This window comes from uncultured Algibacter sp., assembly GCF_947490405.1.
Classification (GTDB): domain Bacteria; phylum Bacteroidota; class Bacteroidia; order Flavobacteriales; family Flavobacteriaceae; genus Algibacter_B.
This window is the reverse complement of record NZ_CANLGU010000001.1, coordinates 1-16567: the sequence shown is the minus strand read 5'-3', so window position 1 is coordinate 16567 and position 16567 is coordinate 1. Positions and strand designations below refer to the sequence as shown.

The 16567-nt window shown below is 31.0% G+C and carries 18 protein-coding genes; 2 read left to right on the top strand and 16 right to left on the bottom strand.

Features of this window, described 5'->3' with window-relative positions:
- Positions 1-11: 11 nt before the first annotated feature.
- Positions 12-1376: an oxygen-independent coproporphyrinogen III oxidase gene (gene hemN / locus Q0772_RS00090; protein ID WP_298338450.1), complete on the top strand. Its 1365-nt coding sequence runs from the start codon at positions 12-14 to the stop codon at positions 1374-1376.
- A 156-nt stretch (positions 1377-1532) separates the two neighbouring features.
- Positions 1533-2366: a universal stress protein gene (locus Q0772_RS00085; protein WP_298338447.1), complete on the top strand. Its 834-nt coding sequence runs from the start codon at positions 1533-1535 to the stop codon at positions 2364-2366.
- A 520-nt stretch (positions 2367-2886) separates the two neighbouring features.
- Here Q0772_RS00085 and Q0772_RS00080 read toward each other — a convergent pair.
- The 16 genes from Q0772_RS00080 to Q0772_RS00005 all read right to left on the bottom strand — a co-directional run bounded on the left by Q0772_RS00080 (position 2887) and on the right by Q0772_RS00005 (position 16466).
- Complete coding sequence (locus Q0772_RS00080) at positions 2887-3438, bottom strand: DinB family protein (RefSeq protein WP_298338444.1); 552 nt, start codon at positions 3436-3438, stop codon at positions 2887-2889.
- Positions 3439-3597: 159 nt separating this feature from the next.
- The gene (locus Q0772_RS00075) at positions 3598-4059 is read right to left on the bottom strand and encodes a VOC family protein (RefSeq protein ID WP_298338441.1); all 462 of its coding nucleotides are present in this window, start codon (positions 4057-4059) and stop codon (positions 3598-3600) included.
- A 110-nt stretch (positions 4060-4169) separates the two neighbouring features.
- The gene (locus Q0772_RS00070) at positions 4170-4556 is read right to left on the bottom strand and encodes a VOC family protein (RefSeq protein ID WP_298338439.1); all 387 of its coding nucleotides are present in this window, start codon (positions 4554-4556) and stop codon (positions 4170-4172) included.
- Positions 4557-4676: 120 nt separating this feature from the next.
- Positions 4677-5825 (bottom strand): TlpA disulfide reductase family protein, encoded by a 1149-nt coding sequence (locus tag Q0772_RS00065; RefSeq protein WP_298338437.1) that lies wholly within the window; start codon positions 5823-5825, stop codon positions 4677-4679.
- Positions 5826-6127: 302 nt separating this feature from the next.
- A complete protein-coding gene (locus Q0772_RS00060; RefSeq protein ID WP_298338434.1) occupies positions 6128-6910 on the bottom strand; it encodes a DUF1444 family protein in 783 nt (260 codons plus the stop codon).
- A 247-nt stretch (positions 6911-7157) separates the two neighbouring features.
- Positions 7158-7772 carry a hypothetical protein gene (locus Q0772_RS00055; protein ID WP_298338431.1) on the bottom strand — a complete coding sequence of 205 codons (615 nt, stop codon included), beginning with the start codon at positions 7770-7772 and terminating at the stop codon, positions 7158-7160.
- 156 nt (positions 7773-7928) lie between these two features.
- Positions 7929-8897: a hypothetical protein gene (locus Q0772_RS00050; RefSeq protein ID WP_298338428.1), complete on the bottom strand. Its 969-nt coding sequence runs from the start codon at positions 8895-8897 to the stop codon at positions 7929-7931.
- Between the two features lie 198 nt (positions 8898-9095).
- The gene (locus tag Q0772_RS00045; RefSeq protein ID WP_298338423.1) at positions 9096-9674 is read right to left on the bottom strand and encodes a hypothetical protein; all 579 of its coding nucleotides are present in this window, start codon (positions 9672-9674) and stop codon (positions 9096-9098) included.
- A gap of 159 nt (positions 9675-9833) precedes the next feature.
- Positions 9834-10568: a hypothetical protein gene (locus Q0772_RS00040; RefSeq protein WP_298338417.1), complete on the bottom strand. Its 735-nt coding sequence runs from the start codon at positions 10566-10568 to the stop codon at positions 9834-9836.
- A 627-nt stretch (positions 10569-11195) separates the two neighbouring features.
- Positions 11196-11393, bottom strand: a complete 198-nt coding sequence (locus tag Q0772_RS00035) for a helix-turn-helix transcriptional regulator (RefSeq protein WP_298338414.1) — start codon at positions 11391-11393, stop codon at positions 11196-11198.
- Entirely contained in the window at positions 11390-11845 is a 456-nt protein-coding gene (locus tag Q0772_RS00030) for a hypothetical protein (RefSeq protein ID WP_298338411.1), read from the bottom strand. Before Q0772_RS00030 ends, Q0772_RS00035 begins: the two co-directional genes overlap by 4 nt.
- A gap of 924 nt (positions 11846-12769) precedes the next feature.
- Positions 12770-13420 carry a hypothetical protein gene (locus Q0772_RS00025; RefSeq protein WP_298338406.1) on the bottom strand — a complete coding sequence of 217 codons (651 nt, stop codon included), beginning with the start codon at positions 13418-13420 and terminating at the stop codon, positions 12770-12772.
- A gap of 142 nt (positions 13421-13562) precedes the next feature.
- Positions 13563-14462: a hypothetical protein gene (locus Q0772_RS00020; RefSeq protein WP_298338404.1), complete on the bottom strand. Its 900-nt coding sequence runs from the start codon at positions 14460-14462 to the stop codon at positions 13563-13565.
- 150 nt (positions 14463-14612) lie between these two features.
- Positions 14613-15194: a hypothetical protein gene (locus Q0772_RS00015; RefSeq protein ID WP_298338401.1), complete on the bottom strand. Its 582-nt coding sequence runs from the start codon at positions 15192-15194 to the stop codon at positions 14613-14615.
- A gap of 158 nt (positions 15195-15352) precedes the next feature.
- Positions 15353-15838: a hypothetical protein gene (locus Q0772_RS00010; RefSeq protein ID WP_298338399.1), complete on the bottom strand. Its 486-nt coding sequence runs from the start codon at positions 15836-15838 to the stop codon at positions 15353-15355.
- A 364-nt stretch (positions 15839-16202) separates the two neighbouring features.
- The gene (locus tag Q0772_RS00005) at positions 16203-16466 is read right to left on the bottom strand and encodes a hypothetical protein (protein ID WP_298338396.1); all 264 of its coding nucleotides are present in this window, start codon (positions 16464-16466) and stop codon (positions 16203-16205) included.
- Positions 16467-16567 lie beyond the last annotated feature (101 nt).

The following is a 16567-nucleotide window of genomic DNA, read 5'->3' as shown; positions in this document are numbered from 1 at the left end:
AATTGTTAGGTATGTTAAAATCAATAGTCAATAAATACAATATTGCAGGACCTCGTTATACGAGTTATCCAACAGTTCCGTATTGGAATCAAGATACGTTTTCTTTAGAAAAATGGAAAACCACTTTGGTGAAATCTTTTAAAGAAAGTAACTCAGAAGAAGGTATAAGTTTATACATCCATTTACCTTTTTGTGAAAGTCTTTGCACATTTTGTGGATGCAATAAACGCATAACAAAGCAACACACAGTAGAGTTGCCATATATTAAAGCGGTTTTAAAAGAGTGGCAACTATATTTAGAGTTATTTGATGAAAAACCTATTATAAAAGAATTACATCTTGGAGGTGGAACTCCCACATTTTTCAGTCCAGATAATTTAAAACACCTTATTCTTGAAATTCTAAAAGATGCAGAATTGGCAGTAGAATATGAGTTTAGTTTTGAAGGGCATCCAAATAATACCACGCGAGAGCACTTGGAGGCTTTATTTGAGGTAGGTTTTAGGCGTGTGAGTTATGGCGTGCAAGACTATAATCTAAGGGTACAAAAAGCGATTCATAGAATTCAACCTTTTGAAAATGTTAAGAAAGCTACAAAACTAGCCAGAGAAATAGGGTACACCTCTGTAGGGCATGATATTATTTTCGGGTTACCATTTCAAACCCTAGCGCATGTAAAAGAAACCATTTTTAAAACAAAAGAATTATTACCAGACCGGTTAGCATTTTATAGTTATGCTCATGTACCATGGATAAAAGGTAATGGTCAACGTGGGTTTAATGATTCTGATTTACCTACAGCAGAATTAAAAAGAAAGCAGTACGAGATAGGTAAAACATTGCTAGCAGAAGTTGGATACAGCGAAATTGGAATGGATCATTTTGCATTAACAACAGATAACCTTTATCAGTCTATGGTTAATGGCAAATTACACCGCAACTTTATGGGGTATACCGCTTCAAAAACAAAGGCTTTGATTGGTTTAGGAGTGTCATCCATTAGCGATAGTTGGTACGGATTTGCTCAGAATGCAAAAGATATTAAAAGCTATTACAGTCAGTTGCAATCTAATACTATCCCCGTGTACAGAGGACACATTTTAAATAAAGAAGATTTAATTATACGTAAGCATATCCTCAACTTAATGTGCCAATTTAAAACAACCTGGACAAAGGATTATCTCTATTTTAAGGAGTTGCCAAATGCACTAATTAAGTTGAAAGAAATGGAAAAAGATGGGTTACTTCATATCCATGTAAATACTATAGAAGTAACAAAAAAGGGTCAACCATTTATTAGAAATATATGTATGGCGTTTGATGTGTTATTACAGAGAAAACAGCCTAATACTCAGTTGTTTTCTATGACTATTTAATAATAGAGAAGCGCTTCGATACAAAGTATTGAAGAAACTACCAAAAATGTCTTTCTCGCGAAAGCGGGAATCTAAAGAGAACCAACGATTTTTAGAATCGATGTAACCGTTGAATTTGTCATTCCCGAGACATCGGGAATATTAAAAAAAAGAATCATGAAAAAAATTATTATACCTGTAGATTTTTCTGAGCACTCAGAATATGCTTTAAGAACCGCTGCTAAACTCGCAAAAAAATATGATGCAGAGTTGTTGGCCTTACACATGCTAGAAATGTCAGATATTATGCTATCAGCTTCAGATGGGCTACAAAATCAAAAAGCGGCATTTTTTCTTCAATTAGCAGAACAACGTTTTGAGAAATTTTTAGATAAAGATTATTTAGAAGACGTAAAACTCACACCAATTATTAAACATTTTAAAGTATTTAGTGAGGTAAACGATGTAGCGCTTCAACATAACGCAGATTTAATTGTAATGGGTTCTCATGGTACCAATGGTCTTGCAGAGTTTTTTGTTGGGTCAAATACTGAGCGCGTGGTAAGGAATGCTAACATCCCAGTATTGGTAGTAAAAAATGATGTTTCTGATGTTAATTTTGATGTTGTAGCATTTGCTTGCGATTTTTCAGAGGAGGCCATAAAACCTTATTTAAATGCTGTAAACATGTTTAAAAATACAAATACAAAACTATACATAATACATGTTAATCTTCCTAATGATAAATTTCTTAGCTCTCTAGACCTAGAGAAAAAAGCAGTTAATTTTTTCACCAAAGCTGAGCGCAATCTAGATAAAATGAAAGACGTACAATATGTATGTGATTATACGGTAGAAGAAGGAGTTTTAAACACAGCAAATAAAATTGGCGCAGACCTTATTGTGGTACCAACCCATGGAAGAAAAGGGCTTGCGCATTTTTTTCAAGGAAGCATAGGTGAAGACGTGGCAAACCATTCCACACTGCCTGTTATGACGTTTAAAATTTAATTAAGAAACTAGTCTTTAGTCTTTTGGGCGTTACCACAAGGGTCGGACTTTACTCATTGATTAATATTTTAAATTAATGAATTCGTGAATATAAATATTTCACTAGTCGCTCTCTGCGAGGAGCTCCAACATGCCGTTCAATCCCTAACGCAGGCATATTTTTAAGCTTGGTTTTATTTCAGCGCTATGTTTTGCTTTTGCTATTCAAACTTCTTGGTTTTTAGGTTTTCATTCCAATAATCACAAGAATTATTTCGCCTAATGCATATATAAAATACTTTTTAGTTCAACTTTACGAAAGTAATTTTTGTCTTATTTTTCTAAAGAATTTTATTAAGGATTAGAGTTGGTTTTAATAAAGCACAATGTTTATGTATATAGAAATTTACATGTTTACGAGCGAGGATTTTTCGGGATAAAAATTTTATGTAAGCAATCAAAGCAACTTTATTGGTATAAAAATCAAACTACCATCTTATATTTATAATGCTGCCATTTCGTTGTTTTGATTCTGTTTACGTTATTGGTATAAAACATATCTAGGTGGCTTTAATCCGTTTAGTCGCATATAGACAAGCATCTGCCCTCTGTGGTGCGTTATGTGGTCTGCAAGTAACAATAAAACCTGTCTTTTGGTCCTATCCGACCCAAAATAGTCAAGTCTATCCTTAAGTTTATGTTTATCAAAATTTGAAATAAATTCTATTGTTTTGTCAAATGTCTTGTCGATTGTATCAATCATTTCTTTTTTTGATTTATTGTCTACTTTAAGTTCTGTGTCGGTATTCCAATCTCTAGATTTACGTCCTCCCATAAGAGATTCACTGTGCCAATCCATTGCCCAACCAATATGCATTAAATTTTCTGCAAAACTCATAGATTCTGGTGTTGCTTTAAAATCATATTTATCTTCTGGCATAGTTTCCGCTACGAGAATTAAATACTTTTTTGAATTTTCTAGACGCTCCAAATATTCTTTAATAAATTCATTTTCTTGAGAAAAAAGAGACGATGAAAATAAAGAGGTCAATAGTACCGAAGTCAGAATTAATATGTGTTTTATGTTTTTCATTTGATTCAGTTTAAATTTTTATTGAGTTTTTTCAATCGATGGTAAGTTATCCGTGTTACAGTTAGTTAGGTTGGTTAGCGCTAAGTTAGTAAATAGAAAATGAGCCAGAAGAATTTCCTTTGGAAATTCCGAATGGAATAATATTGTTATATGGTGTTTTTATTCATTGCGTATTTCTAGCCATTGCTCATAAGTAACAACTCGTTTTTCATCATTTTCTTTAGTCTTTCCAGGTAAAATTCCGATAAATTCAAGATAATGTCCATCTGGGTCACTAAAATATATGGATACTGCTGGCATCCAACAAAAAACCATTGGCTTTTCATTGTTCTCCTGTAGAAAGTTCCAATAGTTTAAGTCGTGAGATTTTAAAAAGTTTATAGATTCATTTATAACCCATTCAGGATCACATTCAAAAGCAAAATGGCGTAAATCAATTTCTTCTTTAGGTTTCTCCCATAATCCAAGCATCGCCTGTTTATCTTTTCCTATCCAGAAAAAGGCAGTTCTTCGTTCTGCTCCAAAACGGCATTGCTTTAGTCCAAGAACTTTACTATAAAACTTGATTGAATTTTCTAAATTTTCAACATGTAAATGGGTTTCATAAAGTCCTTTAATCATACTCTGTTTTAGTTTTTTCAAATGTATGGTAATATATAACTTTCATTTACAGGTTAATATGTGTTAATCCTCGGTTTGGAATAACTGCTGCACATTGTTGTATATTATTTTTATTCTGTTATTTCTATCAAATTTCCTTCTGGGTCAGCGATTACGCTTTCATAATATCCATCTCCAGTTGTTCTAGGTTCTCCAACTATCCTAAATCCATTTTTTTTGATTAATTCTGTAATCGAATCAACCCTTTCTTTAGAGCCAACAGATATGGCAAAATGAGTTATCCCCAATTTTGATTCCGACTTTTCAATAAATTCAGAAATATCAGGTCTATGCATTAACTCTATTCGAGCTCCTTTTTCAAATTTCAAAAAATACGAACTAAATTTTTTCTTTGGATTATAATATTTTTCATTTGATTTTAAGTCGAAAAACTCAAGATAAAAATTTTTCATTTTCTCCAAATTTAAAGTCCAAATTGCAATATGTTCAATTTTCATTCAGTTTTTCTTAGGCGGTATACAACGGTTTACTCATGAGTAGTAGCGAATTTCCACTCGCTACTTTTCAGTTTAATACTAAACCACTATTATTTATACATCATATTATATCTCTTATTTCTATTTAAAAATTTTTGTCAAAGCATTTTTTAAATCATTTCCTTTTAGATTCTCTCCTATTATGGTACCATTTTTATCAATCAAATAATTTTGAGGTATTGCTGATACTAAATAAGTGTAAGTAGATATTTCCTTGGTCTTATCCCAGACTGATGGCCAGTTCATGTTATCCTTTATCATGGCTTTTTGCCACCGTTCCCTGCTTCTGTCTTGACTTATAGAAAGTATTTCAAACCCTTTTTTGCTAAATTCACGGTAAAGCTGTTCATAATTTTTATGCTCTCTCCGGCAAGGGCCACAAGATGAAGCCCAAAAATCAAGCAATATTATTTTTCCTTCGAAATTATTCAGGCTTATGGTGTTACCTGTCATATCTTTTAAACTAAAATCGTAAGGGCGATCTCCAACCTTTAGTTTTTTGTTCACCGCGACATTTTCTATGTAATACTTAATTTGTTTTCCGTAAGTATTATTTTTTAAATTATTGTTCAAAGAATTATAGAACTCAATCGCGTTAGATTTTGGCACCATTTCTGGCAACCATTTTGTATACCAAGAATAGTTATATACAGAAATAAAAGAATTTGGTTTTTGATAACTATGCTCCAATCGATATTTATTTTGCAGATAAACTTTTGAGACCGATTTCAATTGTTTCAGTTCACTAGTTGATTCATTAGACTTAATTTTTGAAAGTGAGTCTATAGTATACTGATGGTTTTCGAGCATATTCCTTATATAAATCTGATTTTTTTCATGTTCATCTTGTCTTTGATATCCAGTTACGTTGGAGTACTTAAAATTACCCTTCTCACCATTTAAAGTCATTTTTTTATTGTCAATCCAGATAAATGCAGATTCAAAATTTTTATAGTCAGTTTCTTCAATTATTTCTGGTCGTATTCGAATAGATATAAATAAAGGTTCTTTTAGTTGTCCTTCAAGTCTAAACTTACCATCCACCATTTCCAATACTTTCTCATTCTCCATATCCACTTCGTGGGTTGGTTTAATAAAGTTTAGAATTAACTTAACTGTTCCTTCATAGCCTTTTACATATCCGTCTAACTCAAATCTATCTTGTGCATAAGCATAAGATACTTTGCTCAACATTGTCAATATTAAAAGTATGTATAGAATTTGTTTCATGTTATAGTTATTGCCATAATTACATCTTATTGTTATACACGCAGATGTGTATAGTTTCGTGTGTCGTGTTGTAGACTTGTCCAAATATACGATGAATTTGGTAAGGTGTAATTAACTGTGGGCGACGGTATGTAATTAGTAGAAAGGGAGCGTTTGCAAAACGCGATTCTACGTGCTGCAGGCAATTACATACCAACGTTGATGTATATGATTCCGCTGAGAAATCAGCCTTTGATTTATACTTTTATTTTGGTGTGGCACAAGACCACAATGAATTATAGCTATTGTTAGCCACAGTAATTTTATATTTTTTCAAATTTTTTTCCATTCCACTTATAAAAATTGGTCGAAATAGAATGATTTCCAGTTTCAAAACTTTCTTTGACAGTCCCTTTTAGTTTTTCAATTGCTTCTTTGTCATTTGAGCCAGTGATGAAAACTAAATCACGATTGGGAATTGCGATTACAATTTCTCCGTTAACATCAAAGTTCTCTTTAGTCCAAATATCAGTCATTAGTAATAGACTTACTTCATAATCTCCACCTGCAATCAATCCGAAATTCCCATTTTCACCAACTTTCTCAATTTTCGGTACAACGCTGTTTAAATTGTCTATAGAAAATTCCAAAAGAGAATCTCTTGAGATTTCAAGTTTTTCAAATTCCTCTTGGTTGAAATAATTAATACTTTCTTCTCTATCCTCTGCGTAAACTATAATCAAATCCTCATTGTAAGGTTCCCAAATTAATTCTGGGACTTTGTAATCCTTTACTGAATTTCCGAGAGTTTTCAATTGTTCAAAATAGTCACTTGGTTTAATGATTGGAACAATTCTATTGATGTTGATTTCTTTGTTTTTGTTGTAAACATCTCCAGAAGCGTTGGCATATCTTTCTATGACTTCATCAATGTCTTTTGGGTCAAGTTTGTATTCGCGATATGAGTTGTCTAAATAATGAGTTACTTCACCATCTTCTCCATAAGTAGCTTTGAGTACTAACGGTTCAATAATTTGATAGTTTACGGTCGGATACTTCTTCTCCATAACCTTTATGTACTTCTTTGTGTATTTAGTCTCAGTCAAAACTTTTGGTTGCGAAGAACATCCTGTTATGAATAATCCAAGTATGATGTGAAGCAGTTTTTTCATTATTGTGGCTAACGGCTTCGGCTATTATTAGTACGGGAATTAATAAGTGACTAACTTCCCATTAATCACTTAGCCGAAACTTTTTATTTTGTTTTAATTTTTCATTTTAAAGCCAAATCAAAAAGATTTGGCGAACTCTATAAAAATACACTAAACTTTGAATTAAAGACCTAAACTCGTATTAATTATAGCCATTGTTGTGTGTTCGTTTTTTTATTCGGTTTATAATCTCAAATCCTAAATATTCTTTTAGTTTCGGAAATTTATATCTGTAGTATTCATTCCAATAACTTATCATTCTGCTTTCAGTTTGTTGCCAATATTTTGGATTTTCATCTCTAAATTCAGCGTAAAAGTCCAATGTGCTTTCGTTTATTTTTTTGTCAATGATTGGTAGTAATTCATAAACGTATTCTCCAATTAATTGAATAACGAATGGAATTGTCCATTTTTCCGAATTTTGTGATAATAAATTCAGTCTTTTTTCTCTTAAATGTCCGTTATGATGTCTCAAATAAATACAATTTAAGATATCCTTTTGTTTATCTGTCAGAGTTATTTCTAAATCATGATTGGGTTCGTCAAAGTAAAGTCTATATGGTATTATCAGACTTTCATTGTCAAGTATTAAATTCAATTCGTTTTCGTGAATCAGGTTGTCAACTTGGTGAATTGTACCGTCACATAATTTCACTTTATTATTTTCAAATGGTAAGATTTTTAGCACTTCTTTTAAATCTGGATGCAGTTTTTCAGGGAAAGATTTCATTAGTCTTTCCTCATGTTCAGAGTTCAAATTTTTCTTAAATATCTTTAGCATTTAGATTTTCTCAAATGACGCACAACGTGTTCGTGTATGGTTAGTTGCGTAGTTTAGCACTTAACTTAGCAAGTACACACCAAACTGAAAATCCGCGAGGATTTTCAGAAGTAGGCGAGAACAAGCAATTACTTATAGCCATTGTTGTAGCCAGTTTTTTTCTCGGTTAATTAATATTTCGTTTACTTTTTTTGTTTCTTTTTTGTTTAAAATAGATGCTTTTCCATTTATTTCAATGTCAGTCCGTTGTTTTAAAACCCAATTCTTGTTTTCAAGCTCATACTTTCTGATTTGCTTAATTATACCGTTAATAAAATAAGTCAGTTCGGTTTTTAGTTCCTTTTCAGTTTCATCAAAAACTTTAGTAAAAACAGAAACTAATTGTCTTTTGTCATCATAGATGTATCTTCTTTTACATATTCCAAAATCATTACTTTCACTAAAGATTAATCTATTATTTTTAAAAACTTCTTTGACAGTTGTTATGGTAGTATCTTTTTCTTTTGGATGATTAAATAAATACTGTTTTGAAACTAAGGTATCTTCTTTTTTAGTGTATGTCGATGTCCAATTTTTAATATTATCTCCGTAAAATTGAGTTTTTTCTGTAATTTGATTATCGCTGTTGTATTTTAAAGAAAATCTTTTTATTTCCGAATTCCAATTAGATATTACACATTCTTTTAGTCTGTTTTTTTCGTCGTATTTGTATTCACAATTAGAGTGATTGCTAACTGTTTTTATTTTCCGAGAATTTTCATAGAAATAATTCCAGTAAAATTGGATTTGATTGTTTTTAAAATCTGTTCCGCTTTCGTAGGTTTTTTCAGAAGCCAGTTTGTTCTTTTGATATTCATAGCTTCTTATATTCCCAACTAATTTCAAATTGACATTATGATGAAATCCAAATTCAATATCTTTGACTAATCTACCTTTTTTATCAAAAACCTTAATTTCTTTTCTTTCGATTTTTTTAAATTCAGAGCGTTCAAAAAACCAATTTTGAGTTATTTCAATTGTGTTTTTTTGTCCCAATAATTCTTGCGAAAAAGATTTACTAAAAGTTATAAATGTTAAAAATATGTAAATAAATTTCCTCAAATAGTTCGATTTTCAAATTTGCCACAACGGACCTGTGTATGGAACGTAGCGTGCAAAAAGACACTAACTTTTCGGATTACCACAGAGCCGAATTTTTATATTTTGTTTTTAATTTTTCTTTTTTAAAAGCCAAATTGAAGATTTGGCGGACTTTTTAAATATACAAAACCTTTCGGTTAAGCACTTATTAGCTATGTTTTATACACCGTATTGTGTGGCGTTATTTTTTCTTTGTTTCACGCTATAGATTATTCCAATTATCAAACCAATTAATCCGCCCAAATAACTAAAATTATGCATCGAACCTACCATAATAAAACTATCATAATCAATTAGATTTTCAGGTAAATACCAGTTAGGTCGATTTTCTGTCAAAAATAGTTTTCCGTACCCAAGTCCAATTATTCCAGTTAATAATGTAATTCCAGTTGTCAGAAGAAACGCTTTCAATGTTGTCTTAAACATTTTCTTTCCGGTTTTATGAATAAGTCCAACTAAGCCAAGAATTATTCCAATAATCATTCCAACCCACCAAGTTGCTAAAGTTCCAACAATACTTGCTCCGAATCTTGGGTTTTCGAGTAGAATTTCAGGATTTGTTTCTGTTCCATTATTTTGTCCTAATCCCCAATTTTCAAGTCCAAATTGAATAAACTTAAATTTCGTGTAATATTCATTTGAAATAGAGTAGGTGATTTGGTCGTGTAATATTCCATAAATTCCGCCTAATATTGGAGCAATAATTAAAATCAATATTAAGGCAATAAATTTATTCATTGAGCTCGGTTTTTAATAACACAACGTGTTTGTATAAGATTAGTTGCGTGGTTTTAGCAACTAATTTAGCAAATACAAACCGAATAGAAAATCCGCGAGGATTTTCAGAAGTAGGCGAGAACAAGCAATTACTTATAGCCATTGTTGTGCATAGTATTTTTATTTTTCTCCTTTTGGGATTTTCCCATTCATCCATTCCTTGATTTGAAGTTCTGAACCTGGAAGCATTGCCATTTGTTTAGTTTCCATTTCAATAACACAAAAAGCAAGAATGTGAAACTCCGATTTATTATATTTTTTTACTATTTCGTCATTTCTAACTTTTGAAACATATCCCAACAGTCTTAATATTTTTCCTTCTTTTTCATATCCGCTTTTCACTAATGAAGCTATCCAAATGGTTTTTCCGCCTTCTAATTTGACTTGATAGTAAGGTTTGTCATTATGTGTGGTGTGAACTTTTGTGACTAATCCATTAAAGGCAACTATTTCTCCATTTCGCTTTTTAATTTTTTTTAAGTCTTTACTCTCAAAATTTGTTGGACAAGGGTTTTTAGTTGTGGGGTCAGCCGAATTTTCTACGTCAGTTTTGATTAGCTTTCTGATTTTTTCGCACGTTTCATTTAACTTTGGTATGATTCCTTTTTTTACTTTTTCTAAAGCTCCTTTTTGAACTAATATTTTATGTTCAGTTGAGTCAACAATGTTAAAGATGAAATTAAATTCCTTGTCATAACATCTATTAAATTCAGGCTTTATTTCGGAGTATTCTTTTAACTCGTCACTCATACATTCACAGATTTTGTCTGATATTTTTTCGGTAATCGTTTCAATACTTTGAGCGAAACTCGTCAGACTTATTAAAGTCAAAATTATAGTCGTTATTTTCTTCATTCTCGTGATTTCGGATATTATGCACAACGGTTTCGTGTAAGAATAGTTGCGTGTTTGTGTGCGAGGATTTTCCGCAGGAAAATCAGAAGTGACAAATAAGCAACGACCTTTGGTTGAGCACTAAACTAGTAATTATTTTTATACATTGTTGTGCTTTCGTTGTTTTTTCTTTCAGTTTGAATTCAGTTGCTATTTCTTTTTTTTAGCGTTTGAGTGAATTCAGTCAGCTTTATATTCCGCAATATTTTTCAATTCCGTTTGAGTGAGCAATTCCGCAACTTGCTAAATTCCGCAATCTGTTCAGTTTTTCGTTTTTAAATTCCGATTCTACAAACTTGCTAAAATTCAGATGCGATTTTTATTGCGCTTTTGAGTGAGAAATCAGCGTAATTTATTCAGCGTGAAATTTGTCAAAAGTCAGATATTCTTAAATTGCTTGTTTCCGTTTTGAGTGCGTTCCGCAATGAAGCACAACGTGTTGGTATATGGTTTGTTGCGTGTTTCAAGCAACTAATTTAGTAAATAATTACGGACAAAGAAAGTCCGCGAGGACTTTCGCAAGTAGGCAAGAAGCCAGCAATAAATTATATACGGTGTTGGCAAATCGTTTTTTTAATTCAATTGAGTTTATTCTTCTTCAATATCAAATAAATATTCAACTGTGACTTTGAAAAAACGTGCCATTCTGATTGCTAAAGTAACGGATGGATTAAATTTGTTTTTTTCTATTGCGTGAATAGTTTGTCGAGAGACATTTATTTCTTTCGCTAAATCTGCTTGTGTTAAGTTATGTCTAGCTCTTTCTACTTTTACGAGATTTTTCATAAATACACTTTTCTTTTGATAAAGAATATTATTATGTAAGACCAAAGCAATGGAAATATAAAATAATCTAAAGTCAGTTTTAAATCTTTGGCTAAAATGTACATAAAAATTGTAACTAATAATCCAATTATAAAAGTTAGCTGAAAAGATTCTAGTCGTAATTTGTCTATGTAATCGTCTTCCACTATTTCTTTCGAAATCATATAGATTAACATTGCTATTATCGCAACAAAATCAATTCCATAATTTAATCCTCCGCCAGAAAAGGCGTTTAAAAGTCCTAAAATTCCATTATCAGATTCAGTTCCTAATTCGGAAGTATTAATTCCATTCATTTTATATTTATTAATTGAATTATTAATAAAGTTTAAACTTCCATTAAATAAAGAGGCAATGATGAAAAGAATTAATCCAAGTTTTTTACACCAATTTGGTAGTATATGTATTTTCATATTCTATTATTTTTATACAAAAGTACATAATACTTTACATATAGTATAATAAAATAGATTATTTTTATGTTTGAATTAGAGATTACAATACTAAATATTCAACCTAAAGTTGAGGAAAGCTAAATTTTCGAAGTAAGGAACAGAAGTTGCGCAAGCCTAAATTCATACCTGAGATTTAATATGAGTGAAAAATTCCAACGTAATTTTTTTCAGATTCGGTTTTGAATTTCAGCGTAATGTTCTTTTGTAAATAATAACAACATTGGGTGAAAGCCCTTAAATTGCTATTACGCTAAAATGTTTGCCAACGGCTTCGTGTATTAAAAGTTATTGTTAATTCTGGGCTAATTTTCCAACGGAAAATTAGAAGTTAATAAACAAGCCTAAACTTTAAAAAAGCATAAAGCAATAATTTTTTATACACATTGTTGGTGTTTCGTTTTATTCAATTTTTTTGTTCATTCAAATTTACTATAAAAACTCTATAATTTTCCTTTTTTGACTATTTTTTCAGCACAAGAGTAAGAATAAATTCAACTCTAGAGTGAGTTTTACGACGTTTTATTATTCCAATTTCAGTTAATTACATTTCTAATTTTCAGTCTAATTTTATTCAAAGTATGAGTGAGAATTCAAGTTTCTAAAGTTAAAAAAGAAAGAAAATTTAATATTGAAAATATTAAATTTTCAATGAGAGACTGTTCAGCAACTCGAGTAAATTCACACAATTTATTTTTCAAAAAGGGGGAGAAGATTCCGTTTTTTGAGTTCGAGTGAGTAATGAACACCAACGGTCTCGGCTATGAGTAGTTGCGTGGTTTAGCGATTAACTTTGCAAATACACACCAAACTGAAAATCCGCGAGGATTTTCAGAAGTAGGCGAGAACAAGCAATTACTTATAGCCATTGTTGTAAAACGTTTTTTAATAATTATCCATATCAATAGCATCCAAATCTTCTTTTGGAAAACCATATTCTTTAATCAAAGTTTCTTCGTCAAATGTGAGTCCATTCGGATTAATTATTTCAAATAATAACTCGTCTATTTTTTCTACTTTTTTATACAAGTCATTATTCAATTCAGCTGTCAGGGAAATTGCAGACCTAAAACCTAAACTACTTGCTTCCAAAACGCCACTATTATGTCGAAGAACTTTCTCAATTTCCATTCTATACTTCATTAAATGGTGATAGAATGAATAAATATCTCTTGACTTATTAAAAGAATCCGATTCAAATGATTTTTCTTTTTCAATCAATTCTTGAATTCTTGGATATTCTACGGTTTCTCTTTTATGGATAAAGTCTCCACGTAAAAAAGGTTCAATTTCATTCTTTGTTAATTCGCTTTCCTTAACCTTTTTCTTTCCACTTAACATTGTCCAAATATTATTTTTTTGTTTTTCTGTTCGAGTTAATTTAAATGCTTTCAATAATGCATTTAATCTCCTAAAGCGTATTAATCTTGGTTGATTCCATTTCAGAGAACTTTCATTCCATTCATTCGAATTAGGAACCATTCCTTTAAATTCAAACGTTTTATATAGTAAATCTTTGGTTGTCCAGGTTTTCATTCAAATGTTTTACAACGGTCTTGTGTATGGCTCGTTGCGGAAAATCAGCTATGATTTTCCGCCGTGACCGAAAGATAGCAAATTGCAATGAATTCCGATTAGGAATTCAGCCGCAATGAGCTATACACGTTGTTGTATGTAGTTATTTTATTCTATTCACACTTATAACTCTATCTTGAATATCTAAAAAATTCACAAAAGTCATAAAGTATACTAATTCAAAAGTTGTGTCTTTAAATCTTTCCGTTAAAGCCTTAATTATATGCTTTTCAGTTTTCATAAATTGTCTTTCATCTCCCCAAATTATAAGAATTTCAGAATTTCCTTCGTTTTTAGCATTATAAATTTTATCAGCAGTTTCTTTGACATCTTCTTCAAAGATTAAAACATTATCAAAGCCATAGTCGATATAAATGTTGTTGTCTCCAAAAAAGTTTGATTTATTTCCATTTGGTACTGGATAAAGATTAAAACCTTCCGCAATATCTTTAAATTCTGTATTGTTCAAGTAAAAATTCAGATACTCGTTCTTTGAAGTTAGTTTTTCAATATTTTCGGAAACTTTATCCGCAATTACCTTTGCTAATTTTTTATACTTTTTTATTGGTGCTTTCGGAACTTCGTCGCTATCCCAAGGTGTGCCAATTTGAATGTTTATTTTGATTGGTGGTTTGTAAATATCGCTTATAAATCCAGATAGTTTTTCACAGATTCGTTTTGCTTGATTAAATCTCGATAAGTATTCACGTAGAACAAATTGAGTAACTTGTATTCCATTTATTTTACCATCTAAATGGATTAATAAATCGGGATTTTTATGGTCGTCTTTTTTATTTGGTGAATAGTATAGTACTTTTCTTTTTTCTACTTCACGAAGGTAATTAGTGAATAAATATCCGATTAGATTCTCTACTTTTTCAGTTTCCTTTTCGTCAACCCATTTTGGATTGTTTTCCAATGCTCCATTTAATGAAAATGGTAACTTAAATCTACCAATCAGTTGTTTTTTTCCTTTATTAAGATTTTTGTTGAATTGCAACATTTGCGGTCAGATTGGTAATTACATACAACGGTCTAGTGTATGATTTCGTTGCGTGTTTAAGCACTAAAGTTAGCAAATAAATCACAGATAGAAAGTCCGCGAGGACTTTCGTAAGTAGGCTAAAACTAGCAATGAATTATACACATTGTTCTACACCGTTTTTTCTTTTCGATATACATTTATTTCACTACTTGTCGCAGTAACAAAATAATCTCCATTGTGAGAAAATCCGAAAGTTCTTAATTCATAATCGTGAAAAATTCTAAAGCAATCTTTTCCGTCATCTTCTTTGTAAATGCTTTTAAAATTCGGTTCAAATATTAAATCGATTATTGGCCATTCGGTTGCCATATATTGAATTCCATCTCCATATTGATTCAAGAGTGGTAATCCGCCTCCACACAATCCGCTTATAGTTATTTTTTCATTCGCAAGTTTTCCAATTCCCATAGACCAAAGTTCATAAGAATTAAACCAATCAAAATCGGTATTATTATCTCTTTCGGTCAATTCAAATTTCGAACAATCTATAATTCCTCGACCTTGACTTGAAACAATTAGTAGCAATTCAGGATGATTTTTTGAAAATCCAATTTCGCTTAATCCTCCAACAGCAAATGTTTCTTTTTTCCAACCAGTTGGAATATCAGATTTCTTTGCATTATCGACTAATTTTTGAAGTCTTAATCGATTTTCGTGTTCTGGATTATTGTTTTTACTAAAAATTTTCATTGTGTTGTCAAATGGTGTAGAACGGTCTCGTATAAACGTCAGTTACGGATTTAAAGTTAATACTTTTTGATTAAGAACTGACGCTCGCAATTCCGAGTGGATTCGGACGTAGTCGAATCCGCCGTAATTGCGGTTATACATTGTTGTGTGTAGTGTTTTTAATCCCACCATACTGAAAATATTGAAAATCCATCTTTAATTTCAGGTGCATTAATTGGTTTTCCGTACATCCATTCGTCATAAATTTCGTCAGGTTTTAGGTCAGTCAATTTTGATTTTAATTCTTCTGTTGATAATTCCGAAATTATATAAACGGTATCTGTAAAAGGCCAATCCAAATCCTCAACATCTTGAATTCGGATTAAGATGTCATCTACCTTTTCAGATTTTTTCAGTTCCGAGAAATATTGATAGAATTCCTGTGGTGAAGGTTGGTCAATATGAATATTTGGTCCGATAGATGCTCGGTCATTATTTCCATCGAAAAAGTCTTCTAATGAAACAACAATTTCATTTTTAGGATATCCGATTGAGTATATTTTATCGACTAATTTTTCTTTTTTATTCACACATCCAGTTATTAAAATCGAAATAATAATTATGGTCAGTTTATTCTTCATCGTAGTTTGGTCGACATTACACACAACGTTTTCGGCTATTATATCGTTGCGTGGTTTGAAACAGTTTTTAGTTGGTTAGCAACGGTTAATTTTAACAAAGGTTTTTCCAAGTACGCTAGTAATAGCAATGAATTATAGCCTTTGTTGTGTTTAGTTTTTTTATTCAGTTTATTATGTCAGATTTAAAATCAGATGATGTTTATAAAAGTAAAAAAGACGTTCAAGATATATTAAAAAATAATTTAGTAATTAATCAGAAAGGCAACTCTTTTATTGTAAATTTATCTGGTCATATACAAATAGATTATCTTGTCGATGGCATTCCTACAACTATGTCTTTATCTCCAACATATTTAAAAGAACTTATTATAAAATCTTTCAAACCTACTTATGGTAGGTCATTTAAAAGGTCAGAAAAAGCATCTTGATAAGCGGTTTCTATTTCACTTTCCATTTTACTTTTTACTTTTTCATTTGTTATATTGTAAACGGCTGAAAATTGGTCAATCGTAACATTTATAGAATTATCAAAATCAATATTGTTTTCTTTTAAAAAGTCTGCGTACTTTTCTTTTATATTATTTATTGATTCGTAAAACTTTTTTTCAGCTTTTGCTACTTCTTTTCCTAAAAAATATTCTCTACTATTCATCTATCGGTGTCTTAAATTGAACACAACGGTTCGTGTAAGGATAGTTGCGTGGTTAAGCAACTAACTTAACAAAAATGGAACGAACCAGAGGAAAATCCGCA

Bases quoted from the DNA above. Each gene is read 5' to 3' on its own strand.
- hemN (WP_298338450.1), top strand. From the start codon at position 12: ATGTTAAAATCAATAGTCAATAAATACAATATTGCAGGACCTCGTTAT.
- Q0772_RS00085 (WP_298338447.1), top strand. From the start codon at position 1,533: ATGAAAAAAATTATTATACCTGTAGATTTTTCTGAGCACTCAGAATAT.
- Q0772_RS00080 (WP_298338444.1), bottom strand. From the start codon at position 3,438: ATGAAAAACATAAAACACATATTAATTCTGACTTCGGTACTATTGACC.
- Q0772_RS00075 (WP_298338441.1), bottom strand. From the start codon at position 4,059: ATGATTAAAGGACTTTATGAAACCCATTTACATGTTGAAAATTTAGAA.
- Q0772_RS00070 (WP_298338439.1), bottom strand. From the start codon at position 4,556: ATGAAAATTGAACATATTGCAATTTGGACTTTAAATTTGGAGAAAATG.
- Q0772_RS00065 (WP_298338437.1), bottom strand. From the start codon at position 5,825: ATGAAACAAATTCTATACATACTTTTAATATTGACAATGTTGAGCAAA.
- Q0772_RS00045 (WP_298338423.1), bottom strand. From the start codon at position 9,674: ATGAATAAATTTATTGCCTTAATATTGATTTTAATTATTGCTCCAATA.
- Q0772_RS00040 (WP_298338417.1), bottom strand. From the start codon at position 10,568: ATGAAGAAAATAACGACTATAATTTTGACTTTAATAAGTCTGACGAGT.
- Q0772_RS00035 (WP_298338414.1), bottom strand. From the start codon at position 11,393: ATGAAAAATCTCGTAAAAGTAGAAAGAGCTAGACATAACTTAACACAA.
- Q0772_RS00030 (WP_298338411.1), bottom strand. From the start codon at position 11,845: ATGAAAATACATATACTACCAAATTGGTGTAAAAAACTTGGATTAATT.
- Q0772_RS00025 (WP_298338406.1), bottom strand. From the start codon at position 13,420: ATGAAAACCTGGACAACCAAAGATTTACTATATAAAACGTTTGAATTT.
- Q0772_RS00020 (WP_298338404.1), bottom strand. From the start codon at position 14,462: ATGTTGCAATTCAACAAAAATCTTAATAAAGGAAAAAAACAACTGATT.
- Q0772_RS00015 (WP_298338401.1), bottom strand. From the start codon at position 15,194: ATGAAAATTTTTAGTAAAAACAATAATCCAGAACACGAAAATCGATTA.
- Q0772_RS00005 (WP_298338396.1), bottom strand. From the start codon at position 16,466: ATGAATAGTAGAGAATATTTTTTAGGAAAAGAAGTAGCAAAAGCTGAA.